The sequence below is a fragment of the Saccharopolyspora sp. SCSIO 74807 genome (genome assembly GCF_037023755.1).
Taxonomy (GTDB): domain Bacteria; phylum Actinomycetota; class Actinomycetes; order Mycobacteriales; family Pseudonocardiaceae; genus Saccharopolyspora_C; species Saccharopolyspora_C galaxeae.
The window spans coordinates 4,612,255-4,625,574 of sequence record NZ_CP146100.1; the positions used below are offsets into that span (position 1 = coordinate 4,612,255).

At 70.3% G+C, this 13,320-nt stretch carries 11 protein-coding genes; 8 read left to right on the forward strand and 3 right to left on the reverse strand.

Annotated elements, in window-relative coordinates:
* Positions 1-60: 60 nt before the first annotated feature.
* Positions 61-708 (reverse strand): response regulator transcription factor, encoded by a 648-nt coding sequence (locus tag V1457_RS21135; protein ID WP_200070503.1) that lies wholly within the window; start codon positions 706-708, stop codon positions 61-63.
* Positions 690-1,874 carry a GAF domain-containing protein gene (locus V1457_RS21140; RefSeq protein WP_338596239.1) on the reverse strand — a complete coding sequence of 395 codons (1,185 nt, stop codon included), beginning with the start codon at positions 1,872-1,874 and terminating at the stop codon, positions 690-692. Before V1457_RS21140 ends, V1457_RS21135 begins: the two co-directional genes overlap by 19 nt.
* A gap of 339 nt (positions 1,875-2,213) precedes the next feature.
* Here V1457_RS21140 and V1457_RS21145 point away from each other — a divergent pair, with 339 nt between their 5' ends.
* The 6 genes from V1457_RS21145 to V1457_RS21170 all read left to right on the forward strand — a co-directional run bounded on the left by V1457_RS21145 (position 2,214) and on the right by V1457_RS21170 (position 9,240).
* Entirely contained in the window at positions 2,214-2,843 is a 630-nt protein-coding gene (locus V1457_RS21145) for an acetate uptake transporter (RefSeq protein ID WP_338596241.1), read from the forward strand.
* Between the two features lie 313 nt (positions 2,844-3,156).
* Entirely contained in the window at positions 3,157-4,632 is a 1,476-nt protein-coding gene (locus V1457_RS21150; RefSeq protein ID WP_338596243.1) for an amidase, read from the forward strand.
* A gap of 276 nt (positions 4,633-4,908) precedes the next feature.
* The gene (locus V1457_RS21155) at positions 4,909-5,712 is read left to right on the forward strand and encodes an alpha/beta hydrolase (protein ID WP_338596245.1); all 804 of its coding nucleotides are present in this window, start codon (positions 4,909-4,911) and stop codon (positions 5,710-5,712) included.
* Positions 5,713-5,812: 100 nt separating this feature from the next.
* The gene (locus tag V1457_RS21160) at positions 5,813-7,285 is read left to right on the forward strand and encodes an SLC13 family permease (protein WP_338596247.1); all 1,473 of its coding nucleotides are present in this window, start codon (positions 5,813-5,815) and stop codon (positions 7,283-7,285) included.
* Between the two features lie 22 nt (positions 7,286-7,307).
* Positions 7,308-8,489: a glycerate kinase gene (locus V1457_RS21165; RefSeq protein WP_338596249.1), complete on the forward strand. Its 1,182-nt coding sequence runs from the start codon at positions 7,308-7,310 to the stop codon at positions 8,487-8,489.
* A gap of 94 nt (positions 8,490-8,583) precedes the next feature.
* Positions 8,584-9,240 (forward strand): maleylpyruvate isomerase N-terminal domain-containing protein, encoded by a 657-nt coding sequence (locus tag V1457_RS21170; protein WP_338605060.1) that lies wholly within the window; start codon positions 8,584-8,586, stop codon positions 9,238-9,240.
* Positions 9,241-9,247: 7 nt separating this feature from the next.
* Here the strand turns inward: V1457_RS21170 and V1457_RS21175 are convergent, their stop codons facing one another.
* Positions 9,248-10,678, reverse strand: coding sequence for an amino acid permease (locus V1457_RS21175; protein WP_338596251.1), 1,431 nt, complete (start codon positions 10,676-10,678; stop codon positions 9,248-9,250).
* Positions 10,679-11,115: 437 nt separating this feature from the next.
* Here V1457_RS21175 and V1457_RS21180 point away from each other — a divergent pair, with 437 nt between their 5' ends.
* Positions 11,116-11,463 (forward strand): TraR/DksA C4-type zinc finger protein, encoded by a 348-nt coding sequence (locus V1457_RS21180; RefSeq protein WP_200070494.1) that lies wholly within the window; start codon positions 11,116-11,118, stop codon positions 11,461-11,463.
* Positions 11,464-11,773: 310 nt separating this feature from the next.
* Positions 11,774-13,222: a serine/threonine-protein kinase gene (locus V1457_RS21185; RefSeq protein ID WP_338596254.1), complete on the forward strand. Its 1,449-nt coding sequence runs from the start codon at positions 11,774-11,776 to the stop codon at positions 13,220-13,222.
* Positions 13,223-13,320: the final 98 nt, after the last annotated feature.

Genomic DNA, 13,320 nt, shown 5'->3' on the forward strand with positions numbered 1-13,320 from the left:
GATAGCGGTGCCCCGCGACGAGACCCTCAGCGGTCCGCTAGCCGCGGTGTCGGCTCCGCATCACAGCAAACCCGACTGCGAAGCCTTGGTGATGAGCTGGATCCTGTTGCGCGCGCCCAGTTTGCGCATCGCGTTGCGCAGGTAACCGGCGGTGGTGTGCCGGGTCAGGCCGAGTTGCGCGGCGATCTCCGGGGTGGTCAGCCCGGCCGCGGCCTGGCGCACCACGTCGTACTCGCGGCGGGTCAGGCCGGTGTCGTAGAGCCGGGCCTTCAGATGCGATGAGGCCCGCTCGCCCACCCGCGGATCGAAGATCCCGACACCGTGCACCGCTTTGCGCACGGCCGTGACGAGATCGGTGCCACCGGCGTCCTTGAGCAGGCAGCCGTCGACGCCCGCGTCGAGCGTCGCCTGCAGCGCCGCGTGCTCGCGGTAGGCGGTGAACAGCAGAATCCGGGTGGCGGCGGCGACTTTCCGGAACCGGCCGACGACTTCGCTGGCCAGCGCGTCCGGCAGCCGCAAGTCCAGCAGCACGATGTCGGGCTGCTCGCGTTCGGCGAGCGCGAGCCCGCCCGCGGCGTCCGGCGCGCTGCCGACCACCCGGATCGCCGGGTCGTCGCGCAGCAGCAGGCGGACTCCGTCGAGCACGACGGGGTGATCGTCGACGACCGCGACCCGGACGGTGTTCGCGGTCACGGCGTCGGCATCCATACCCGCACCGTCAACCCGCCATCCTCGTTGACCACAGTGGACAACGTACCGCCGAGCGCACCGACCCGGTCGGCGGCCGAACGCAAGCCGATGCCGCCGGAATCCCGCACGCCCGCACCGTCGCCGTCATCCGCCACCGACACCGCCATGCCGCCGTCCAGCGCCACCGAACTGATCAGCACCGAGGACGCGCTGGAGTGCTTTTCCACGTTCAGCAGTGCTTCGCGCGCGACCGCGAGCAGCACGCTGCCCCGTTGCGGGTCACATTCGGTTACCGGTCCGATCTCGACGGATTGCGCCGAGATTCCGGTTCGCTTGCCGAACTCCGCGCAATCGCGGGTGAGCGCCGCGGCCAGCCTTCCCGCCGGCGGCTCGTCGTGGTCCAGGGCGTGCACGGATTCGCGGAACGTGGAAGCCGTTTCGGCCAGCTGGTCCTGCAGCGAATCCAGGCGGGCGAGCAGATCCGCCGCCTCACCGCCGACCGAATTGCGCAGATCCCGCAATTCCGCGCCCATCCGGAACAGCTGGGCACCTACCGAGTCGTGCAGCTCGGATGCCATTCTCCGGCGCTCCGCGGAAACCGCGCTCTGCCGCTGCCGCTCGGCCGCCGACGCCGTCTGCAGCGCCAGCGCGCCGGTTCCCGCGATCTCCAAGGCGGTGTCCAGCTGCCGGTCGCTGAACCCGACGGGCTCGCGCATCGCCGCGTACAGCACGCCCTGCGTGCGGCCGTCGAGCATCATCGGCACCGCCATCATGCTGCGGACGTCGTCGGCCGAGATGGGGACGTCGAAGTCGTGCGTGATCAGATCGGAGCGCCGGTAATCGTCGACCCAGACCGGTTCGAGCCGCTCGTAGACCCGGCCGCCGAGCCCGAGGCCGATCGGCACGTGCAGGTCGTGCAGGGTCGAGCCGGGCGTTGCGTCGCCCTGCCACAGCCCGTCCCACTGCCGCAGCACGAGCAGTTCCTCGGACTCCGCGAGCCCGGCGAGTCCGATGTGCACACCGCACTCCTCGCGCACCCGCTTCGCCAGCCCGCGCAGCGCCGCCGCCCGGTCCAGCAGGTCGAGCACCTGCGCGTGCGAACCGAGCAGCTCGCCGAACCGCAGCGCCCGCTCCGCAGGCGGATCCGGACGGTTCGCCCGCGTCGCCTTCGTTCCCCACCGCATCCGGAGCCGAAGCCTAGGCGGTGCGTCCGCGGTATCCAACCCCTCAACTGAGGGGGCCAGGTCACACGGCGTCCTTGACCGTTCGCAGGGTGCTGTCAGAGGGTGTGACACACTCAACGCCGAGTCCGAAAGGGATCGAATGGGAACCTGGCCGTCGCGGGCCGGAAAAACCGGGCAAACTCCCGGATCGGCGCAAGCGGTGGCGAATTCCCGTCCACTTCGGACTTCTGGCAGCGTGTAGTCGATTCAGCTTCATCCACATCGGTAATGCGGGGCCGCCCGTCTGGCCGGCGGAATCGGCGCACTCCGCATCCACGAACCGCAAAAGGAAGTACGGCAATGGCAACCGGGACCGAAGCGCAGGAAACCGATCCGCGCGCGGACAGCTCGCAAGACGCCGCCTCGTCGATCGCCGACCCCGGCCCCCTCGGGCTGGCCGCTTTCGCGCTGACCACGTTCGTGCTCAGCGTGTTCAACGCGGGTCTGCTCAGCGAGGACCTCGAACCGGTGGTGCTGCCGCTGGCCCTGTTCTACGGCGGGCTGGCGCAGCTGCTGGCCGGGATGTGGGAGTTCCGCAAGGCCAACACGTTCGGCGCGGTCGCGTTCACCTCCTACGGCGCGTTCTGGCTCTCGTTCGCGGCCTACGTCAAGTTCGTCTCCGAGGGTCTCGGCCCGGACGGGGACAAGGCCACCGCGCTGTTCCTGCTCGCTTGGGGCATCTTCACCGCGTACATGACCGTCGCCGCGCTGCGGGTGAACGTCTCGGTGCTGGCGGTGTTCGTCGCGCTGACGCTGACGTTCCTGGTGCTGGCCTACGGCGACTTCACCGGTGCGAAGACCGTGGTGCACGCCGGCGGCTACCTCGGGCTGATCACCGCGGTGCTGGCCTGGTACGGCTCGTTCGCGGCCGTGGCCAATGCCACCTGGAAGCGCACCCTGCTCCCGGTCGGCCCGCTCGCGCCCCAGTGAGCGCGCGCAGCTAGACCGAGCGGACGCTGAAGCACCGCCGCACGCTGAGCCGATTCTTCCGGCGCCCAGCGTGCGGCGGTGCTTTTTGCGCGCGGCAGCGGCTTTTCGGTGCACGGTGACCGAACGTCCGGTCGCTCGCACCGTATGGGGTAGTGCCGTTGCGCTGAGTTGATGAGATCGAGCCCGGTGCCGCGGCTCGTGTTTGAACCGCGACGCACTTCGGTCCATGATCCGGCGAGGCCGTCCGCACACTCCGGGAGCTGCCGAGGACGTGGTGCGCAGGTGCACGGACGTACCGGCCGGAGGAGGAGCTGTGCGCAACGACGAACTGGCTTACGCGTCGGCGGCCGACCTTGCCGCGGCGGTCCGCGATCGCGACCTCTCGCCCGTCGAGATCGTCGAATTCTTCCTGCGGCGCATCGAGCACCGCGACGGCAGCCTCAACAGTTTCGTATACCTCGCCGATGAAGCCGTGGAACAGGCACGACGCGCTGAACGGGCGGTGCTGGACGGAGACCGGCTGGGCCCGCTGCACGGTGTCCCGACCGCGTTGAAGGACCTGCTGGATTTCCACCCCGGCTGGCCGTCGACCTTCGGCGGCGTCCGCGCCCTGCGTGACAAGGTGCTCGATCGTTACTGCATCTATGCCGAGCGGATGCGGGCGGCCGGGGCGATCCTGCTCGGCAAGACCAATTCACCGGTCATGGGGTTCCGCGGGACGTGCGACAACCCGTTGTTCGGTCCCACTCGGAATCCCTTCGACACCACCCGCAATTCCGGTGGCTCTTCAGGAGGATCGGCCGCCGCGGTGGCCGACGGGCTGCTGCCGTTGGCCGAAGGTGCCGACGGCGGTGGATCGATCCGGATTCCGGCTGCCTGGTGCGGAGTCGTCGGCTACAAACCATCGTTCGGCCGGGTCCCGTGCGTGACGCGGCCGAACGCGTTCGGCGGTGCGCACCCGTTCTTGTTCGAGGGGCCGATCGCGCGCACCGTCGCCGATGTCGCCCTCGCCGCCACGGTGCTCACCGGATACGACTCGCGTGACCCGTTCGCCCTCGACCAGCAGGTGGATTATCTGCAGGCGACGGAGATTTCGCTGTCGGGGATGCGCGTGGCGTATGCGCCCGACTTCGGCATGTACCCCGTGGAACCGGCAGTGGCAGGAGTGGCCGCGGCGGCCGCCGCGCTGTTCGGGCAAGCAGGGGCCACTGTGGACGAAGTGGCGCCGCGAATGCCGTGCGATCAGCGGGATCTCGCCGAACTTTGGTGCCGGATGATGTCCGGGCAGGAGGTCGTGGAGACCTTCGCGAACCTCGGGGTCGACGTGTTCGGCGAGCACGCGGAGGACTTCCCCGCGGAATTCCGCGGCTACCTCGACGCCTCGCTCGGGCGCAGCGCGCTCGACGCGGTCCACGACGAGCAGCAGCGCACCGAGGTCTACGACGCGATCCAGGCCGTGTTCGCCGACCACGACCTGCTCGTCACGCCCACCGTGGCTTGCCCGCCGGTGCCGAACGCCGCTGACGGGAACACCCTCGGCCCGCAGCGGGTCGATGGCGTGCAGGTGAATCCGCTCATCGGCTGGTGCTTGACCTACCCGCTGAACTTCTCCGGGCATCCGGCGATCTCGGTACCGGCGGGCATGTCGGAGTCGCTGCCGGTCGGACTGCAGATCATCGGACCGCGCTACGGCGACCGCAGCGTGCTGGCGGCGGCGGCCGCGCTGGAGCGGATCCAGCCGTGGCAGCCCGCCTACGCCCAGTGCCGACAGCGTCCGCTGAGCGTTTGATGGGCGTCGGGCACCCCGGCGACCACTCGCGGGCCTGTTCTCGAGACGCCTGCCGTCCGGAGTAATCATTAGCATCAATTTGATCGGAGTCGTTGACTCCGCCGGTGCGGCGCGTGCAAAGTCTTCGTGACGCCGACCGCGGCCGTGCCGACAGCCGGCAGTGCGCGCGAATTGCTCCCGTCGAGCGGAAAAGCGGTTTCGCGGGTGCCGGTAGTGGCGCTGCGGCCCGCAGCGTTTCGCCGCGTTGCCCCGAGATCCCGAGGAGCGCTTCTCGCGATGCCCGTTCTGACGACCAGCGACGACCTCCGCCTGCACTACGTCGACGAGGGGCCTCGGGATGCCCCGGTGTTGTTGATCGTCCCCGGCTGGAGCGGTTCGGCGCGCTGGTTCGAGCAGCAGATCAGCGGGCTTTCCGGGCGCTTCAGGGTGGTCTGCTTCGACCCGCGCGGGCAGGGGGAGTCGGAGCGCACCGACGCCGGGCAGCGGATGGAACGGGTCGCGAAGGACCTGCACGACCTGATCACCGCGCTGGACCTGCGCGAGATCACGCTGCTCGGATGGTCGCTCGGCGTTTCGACCGTCCTGTCCTATGTGGACGTGTTCGGCTGCGGCGTGCTGCGCAGGATCGCGCTCGTCTGCGGTGGTCCGCGGCTGATCAACTCGGGGGAGTGGGAGCTCGGCTTCGTCGATGTGCCGCAAGCTCTCGATTGGGTTGCGCTGCAACGCAAAAGCATGGAAGAAGCAGCGGATTTCGTGCTGCCGCAGTTCTTCCGCGACGAGCGTCCTGCCGAGCAGCTCGCGTGGCTGCGCACCGAAATCACGAGCATGAACCCGGCCGGTTCCGCCGCGATGTGCTGGAACGTGCTCAACCAGGACTACACCGACGTGCTGGCCAAGGTGCAGGTGCCGACGCTGGTGCTCACCGGTGCCCACGACCGGGTCATCCCAGCGGGCAACGGCCCGTACCTCGCCGAGACGATCGGCGATGCGCGGCTGACGGTCTTCGACGACAGCGCGCACTGCCCGTTCATCGAGGAACCTGACCGGTTCAACGAAGAACTGGCGTCGTTCATGGCCTGACGTTCCGCGCCGCCGAGACCGGGTGGCGCGGCACTGTGCATGAGGTTGTCCTCATCGAAGGTTCACGCAACGCTCAGCAACGTGGCAGATCGTCTACGCCATGGACGCCCAGCGGGAAGCGGAGACGGTTCGCATCGGACCGGTGCGTTCCCGCCGGGTGCGGATCGGTGCCGCTGTTGTCGGGGCTATCGCCGTTTTCGGCGTGGTGGCCGCATTTCTGCACAACGTGCCGGATCCGGCCGGGCCGGGAGAGCTCGGCCGGGACGGGGCGCTCACGATCCTGGTGTTCATCGCAGCCGTAGCCGGCTGGATGAGCCGCCGTTCGGACGACACGTTCGTCGCGCTTGCCGCGGCCGTGGTGCTCGTCGTCTGCGGCGTCATGCCGTCCGAGGACGTTTTCGAGTCGTTGGGGCAGGACCAGATCTGGCTGCTGGTGGCGGCGTTCGTGCTGGCCGCCGGGATCGAGCGGACCGGGCTGCCTGCCCGCTCGGCGGTCGCGCTCGCGACGCGCGCCCGCCGGCCGCGAGGCTTGTTCCACCTGATCACGCTCGCGCTCGTGGGCACCGCGCTGCTGGTGCCCAGCACCAGCGGCCGGGCCGCGCTCGTGCTGCCGCTCTACCTCGCGCTGGCCGCGACGTTCGCGTCCAGGCAGCGGATGGTGCGGGCGCTCGCAGTCCTTTTCCCGGCGGTGGTGCTGCTGTCGGCCATCGCGAGCCTGCTCGGCGCCGGTGCTCACTTGATCACCAGCGAAATCCTGGACAGCACCATCGACGCGGAGATCGGCTTCGCGCGCTGGTTGCTGTGGGGATTGCCGTTCGCGGCGGTCAGTTCGCACCTGGCCGCCGAGATCGTGTTGCTGCTGTTCACCCGCCACTGCGATCGCAGCGAGCCGTTGCGGATCGACGCGGGGACGTTGCGCCGACAGCTCGATGTTCCAGAACGGTTGCAGCGCAACGAAGTCCGCGCGGCGGTGTTGCTCGGCTGCGTGGTGCTGCTGTGGAGCACTGAGCCGGTGCACGGTCTGTCGCCCGCACTGGTCGCGCTGGTCGGGGCGTTGGTGATCACCTCACCCCACGTCGGCACGGTGGGCATCAACGCCGCACTCGCGGGGATTCCCTGGTCGCTGCTGCTGTTCATGGCCGCCACGAGCGGGCTCGGTACGGCATTGACCGAATCGGGCGCGGCGGCGTGGGTGGTGGGCGAGTTGCTCGGCAGGAGCCGTCCGGAGCACGTGCTGCTCGGCATCGTCGTGCTCAGCGTCGCCGCGCACTTGCTGGTGCAATCCCGCTCGGCACGGTCCTCGGTGCTGATTCCCGTGGTCGTGCCCGCGGCAGCGGCCGCGGGGCTGAACCCGGTGGCGCTGGCGTTCGCGTCCACGGCCGCGGCTGGTTTCTGCCACACCCTGACTTCCTCGGCGAAACCGGTCGCGATGTTCGCCGGGATCGAGCAGGCGCCCACCTTCGCGCCGCGCGACCTGCTGAAGCTCTCGGCGCTGCTCGGGCCGGCGCTGGGCGCGCTGGTCCTGCTGTTCGCCCGGTACGTCTGGCCGGTGCTCGGCCTGCCCCTAACCTGATCAGTCCACTATGGAGGTCATCGTGCTCCGAATCCTCGTCGCCCCGGCCGGGTTCAAGGAATGTCTCGATGCCGAAGACGTCGCCGCGGGGATCGGCACCGGCATCCGCCGGGTGGTTCCCGGTGCCGTCGTCGACACCGTCGGGCTGATCGACGGCGGTGAAGGATCGACGCGGCAGCTGGCCGCGTCGACCGGTGGCGAGCTGGTCCCGGCTCGGGTGACCGGCCCGGTGGGTGAGCCGGTGGACGCCTGCTTCGCACTGCTCGGCGGAGCCGGTCCGCGCACCGCGTTCGTGGAGGTGGCCGCCGCCGCCGGACTTTCGCTGGTGCCGCACGCACAACGCGACCCGGCGCGCACGTCCAGCCGCGGTGTCGGCGAGCTGATCGCCGCGGCCTTGGACACCGGCCCCGCCAAGATCGTCATCGGCTGCGGGGACTCCGGAGTCGGCGACGGTGCGGCCGGCGCGTTGCAAGCGCTCGGGGTTCGAGTGCTCGACGGTGCGGGACGGGAGATCGGCCCGGGCGGCGGCCGGTTGGCCGACGCGGTGCGAATCGACGCCGGTGCCCTGGATCCGCGACTGTCCGCAGTGGAGCTCGTGGTGGCGGTGAACCCGAAGAACGTGTTGTGCGGGCCGAACGGCGTCGCCCGCGTCTACGGCCCGCAGAAGGGCGCAGCACCCGCCCGGATCGAGCGGCTTGCCGCGGCCATGGAGCACTGGGCGGAGCTGTTGCGCGAACACGGCGGCGCGCAGCTGGGCGACCGGCCCGGCGGGGGTGCCTCGGGCGGGCTCGGCGCCGGGCTGGCCGGCGTGCTCGGCGCCCGGCTCGTGTCCCGGTTCGACGTGTTCCTCGACGACGCGGATCTGGACGCGCGGTTGCAGGCCGCCGACCTGGTGATCACCGCGGAGGGCGCGATCGACGCGTCCACCGCGCTCGGCAAGATGCCCGCTGAGGTCGCGCGCCGCGCCAAGCGCCGGGGCAAACCAGTGATCGCGGTGTGCGGCACCATCGGGCCCGGCGCCGAGCGCAGCTACGACACCGGAATCGACGCTTTCACCGGCATCCTGACCGGACCGGTGTTGCTCCGGGAGGCGATCGCCGAAGCTCCCGAGCTCATCGCCGGCGCCACCGCCCGCGCCTTGCGGATGCTTCTCGTCGGCAGCGCCCTGCACGTTTCGCAGCACGCGTCCTGCGAAGCGCGCTGAATCCGCAGCGGCAGATGCTCCGCGAGCCCGTCGCGTGCTGCACGATTCGGGCGAGGCGGGCGTGCCCGCGCGGGCGGCGGGCTACCTTGCTGATGTGGACCTGTTCTCGCGCTCTTGGGCAGCGCTGCGCACCGCGGTCGCCGAGCTGCCGGACGAGGATTTCGCACGACCGTCCGGCTGTACCGGATGGCTCGTCCGGGACCTGGTGTGCCACCTGATCATCGACGCGCAGGACGTCCTGATCACCCTGGTCACACCCGCCGACACGGAACCGACCCGCGACGCGCTGAGCTATTGGCACGTCGCCGCGACGCCACCGGCCGGCGACGATCCGCTGGACGCGCTCACCGTTAGGCTGGCCGCCGCGTACGAGCAGCCGTGGCTGCTGCGCTTCCACCTCGACGACGTCGGTTCCGCCGCCGGTCGCGCCGCTGGACTCGCCGACCCGGCGGCCCGGGTGAGCACGCGCGACGAGGTGCTCACCGCGGGCGACTACCTCACCGCCTACGTCCTCGAATGGACGTTGCACCACCTGGACCTCGTCGCGCACCTCCCGGCCGCGGACGGACCGCCCGCCGAAGGCCTGGCCCGTTCCCGCCGGATGCTGGAAAAGATCGCCGGGGCGGCGTTTCCCGCGTCGTTCTCGGACGCCGATGCGCTGCTCGTGGGGACCGGGCGGCGCGCCCCGACGGCTGCGGAGGATGCGGAGCTGGCGGAGCTGGCCGGGAAACTCCCGCTCGTGCTCGGGTGAACCGGCCTCAGCCGGGGGCGTCCTTGGACCCCGCCAGCCGCGAATGCCGCACGCTGTAGCTGAAGTAGAAGATCAACGCGAGCGTGATCCACACCAGGAACAGCAGGTAGGTCACCGCGGGAAGGCTGTAGATCAGGTACAGGCAGGCCGCGATGCTCAGCGCGGGCGTGACCGGATAACCGGGAACGCGGAAGCCGCGGGTCAGGTCGGGCCTGCTGCGCCGCAGCACGATCACCCCTGCGGAGACCACGGTGAAGGCGACCAGCGTCCCCATGCTGGTCAGATCCGCGAGGGTGCTCAGCGGGACCACGGCGGCCAGCACTCCGACGCACCCGGAAACGATCAGCGTGTTGCGGGTGGGCGTGCCGGTGCGCGGGTGCACCCTGTGGAACGCCTCGGGCAGCAGACCGTCGCGGCCCATCGAGAACAGCACGCGGGTCTGCCCGTACAGCGTGGTGAGGGTGACGCCGAAGATCGACACCACGCCGCCCAGCGCCAGCACGATCGCGGGCCAGCCCGCCCCCGTGACGTCGCCGAGGATCACGACGAGTCCGGCGTCCTGGCCCTCGAACCGCTGCCACGCCTGGGCGCCGACCCCCGCCACGGCCACCAGCACGTAGATCACCGTGACGATCACGACCGTCCAGAAGATCGCCAGCGGCAGCGTCCGGCGCGGATTGCGCACCTCTTCGCCGCCGGTGGAGACGGTGTCCATGCCGATGTAGGAGAAGAACACCGTGGACGCCGCCGTGCCGATGCCCGCGACGCCGAACGGTGCGAACGGAGCCGCGTTCTGCGTGGAGAACGCGGTGAGCGCGATCGCGCTGAACAGCAGCAGCACCGCCAGCTTGATGCCCACGGTGACGGCGTTGATCGTCGCGGACTCGCGAGTGCCGCGCATCAGCAGCACGCCGCACATCGCGACGAGCACGGCCGCGGGCACGTTGATGATCCCGCCCTCACCGGGCGGCGCGCTCAACGCGGCCGGTATCTGCCACCCGGCGGTATCGGCGAGGAACGCGTTGAGGTACTCGCCCCAGCCCACCGCGACGGCCGACGCGGCCACTCCGTATTCCAACAGCAGGCAGGCGCCGACCGCGTAGGCGACGATCTCGCCGAGGGTCGCGTAGGCGTAGGTGTAGGAAGCCCCGGAAACCGGGATCGTCGAGGCGAGTTCGGCGTAGCACAGGGCGGTCAGCGCGGCGGTGATCCCGGCGATCACGAACGAGAGGATCACCGCGGGCCCTGCCTCCGGCACGGCCTCGTTGAGCACGATGAAGATCCCGGTTCCGACCGTGGAGCCGACTCCGATCATGGTCAGCCGCACCACGCCGATCGACCGGCTGAGTTCGCCGCGGCCGTCTTCGGTGCCGCTCTCGGCGAGCAGCGTGCGAACCGGCTTGCGCCGCAGCAGTTGCTGCCACCCCGGCCGGTTCACGAGTGCCTGCCTGCGTTGCTCGCTGGCGACGGGTGGGCGGCGAGTGGTGGTAACCCGCGGGTACGGGACATGCGCGATCCTTTTCGTGCGTTTCGCCGGTAGCGGGGCGGTGCTGCGGTGACCCGCGGGCGGAACCTGGTGTTCGGGCGGAGTTCGTTCGGTGATCAATCGGCGGACGTCATCAGTACTCGCGCCCGGGGTGTCGGGGCAACCGTCGCGGCGGTGGCGGCTGCCGTTTCGTGACCGGGCAGGAGGCGGTCCGGTGCTGATCGTCGCGGCCGGACTGCGGAGCGGACCGTATATCGGGCGGCTCGTTATGATCAGTCTCGAATGAAATAAATCCTTCCGGTGCGCCCCAGCTGTCCTTGGTGTCGGCGAACCGCCGGGACGTCGTCGCACGAACGGAATGGTGCGCGCACAGCAGGTGTTCACCCGCCATGCAGCAGCCGCAGGAGGAGACCCGCGCGCGGCTGGCCGAGGCGCGCGCCGGTGCGCTGGCCCGGATCGAGTCGCTGCGGCGCGATCTCGCCGCGATCCGGGAGACCTCGACCTGGACCGGCACCGACGACGAGCACGACCCCGAAGGCGCGACGATCGCGTACGAGCGCGCCCAGGTGCGCGGGCTGTTCGACGATGCTCGCCGAGAGCTGGAAGCGCTGGACCGCGCGGCCGCCCGCGTGGACGCGGGCAGCTACGGCGTGTGCGAGCGGTGCGGGGCGGCCATCGGGGCCGAGCGGCTGGAGGCGCTGCCCGCCGCGGCGACGTGCATCGCCTGCGCGACCTGACCGAATTCGCGTTCGACGGCGCCGATCAGCGAGAACCGCTGTGCGCCGGTGCTGTGCACAATCGACGAGCGCGTCGGCCGCGGGTTTCGGAGGCCCTCCTGTTGCGCGATTCATTCCGAAGGGGCGTCGGTTTCCGCACCGGTGCGGAGTTCGTTTATTGATTCCCGTGATAACCGGGATGGTCGGTTGTCGCGCACCGCGGACCATGAATCCACCTATTTCCGGATCCGCCGCCGTGCTGCGGTAAATTCCGGATCACGTATCCGTCGCCGCGTGGCTGATCGATGATGACGGTGGAGGGGTGTCGCGGGTGAGTGGACCGGGTTCGCAGGCCGAAGTACGAACGATCGGGGACGGGCGCTATGCGCTGCTGGAAGAGGTCGGCAGAGGCGGAATGGGGGTCGTCTGGCACGGGGAGGACCGGCTCATCCAGCGGCCGGTCGCGATCAAGGAGATCTCGGTGCCGCGCAATCTCACCGCGCAGGACCGGGACTCGTCCATCCGGCGGCTGCTGCGGGAAATCCGCGGGGCCGGGCGGATCAACGATCCGGCCGCGGTCACCGTCCACGATGTGCTCTGGGACAGCGATGCCGGTGTCGTGCACATCGTGATGGAATTCGTCGAGGGTTCTTCGCTCGCCGAAGTGCTGGACCGATTCGGGCCGATGCGGCCGGAATGGGCCGCGGCGATCGCGCTGGAAGTGCTCGACGCGCTGCAGAGCGCGCACCGCATCGGAATCGTGCACCGCGATGTCAAACCCAGCAACGTCCTGCTGCCGTCGGCCCGTTCGCGCGCGAAACTCGCGGATTTCGGGCTCGCCTGGATGCAGGAGGACACCCGGCTCACCCGGTCCGACATGATCATGGGTTCGCCCGCCTACCTGAGCCCGGAACAGGTCAACGGCGACCCGGTGAGCACCGCGACCGACATGTGGCAGCTCGGCGTCACGCTCTACAGCATGTTGTCCGGGCATTCCCCGTTCGGCCGCACCGAACAGCAGGCGGGGTTGTACGCGGTGGTCAGCTATTCGCCGCCGAAGCTGGACTGCGGCGACCCGCTCGCCTCCACCGTGGCCGGGCTGCTGGACAAGCGCGCCGAGCGGCGCCCGGATGCCGACGACGTGCGGGGCGTCCTGGAGCAGTACGCGCCCGACGGGCGGAGCGGGTCGCAGGACCGCACGACCTCCGTCAGGCGGCGGTGCGCACCGCGGCGGCGGATGGCGCTGGTCGTCGCCGGGACGGCGCTGGCGATCGCGGCCGCGCTGGTGGGAGGCATCGCCATCGGCGGAGCCACCGCCACCGGCGATACCGGCGTCGCCATCCCCGCGCGGGTCGTCGGCACGTCTGCGACGACCTGGAACAGCCAGATCCACGACGGCACCCCGAACCCGGAAGACGTGGATCTGACCGAGACCACCTACGGCAACACCTGGTGCGCCGACGGGGACGCGCGGCCCGGCGGGCGGATGGACCCGGTCGGCTGCGATGCGGCGCACGACATGGAGGTGTTCGCCGGCATCCAGCTGGCCAAGGACGAGGCCTACCCGCCGCCGGCGGAGGCGGCGACGCTGTGCCGCGACAGGTTCGGCTCCTACCGCAACAACCCGTGGCTGCAGGAGCGCGAAGTCGAGGTCACGGCGTTGGCGCCCGCCAGGGAGCGGTGGGACGAGCGGCAATCCGAGTACCGGCACGTGGTGTATTGCGCCGTGAACTACGCGTCCGGGGCGAAGCTTCCGGGCAGCGGCTTGGTGGCGCAGTGAGCAGCCGTGCCGCTGGCCCGCTCGCGGCTTGCCCGAGGCCGCGCAGCGCGCCGGAGTCCTGCGCGCAGGCGCGGCTCGATGCCGCACGCGCTCCGGGC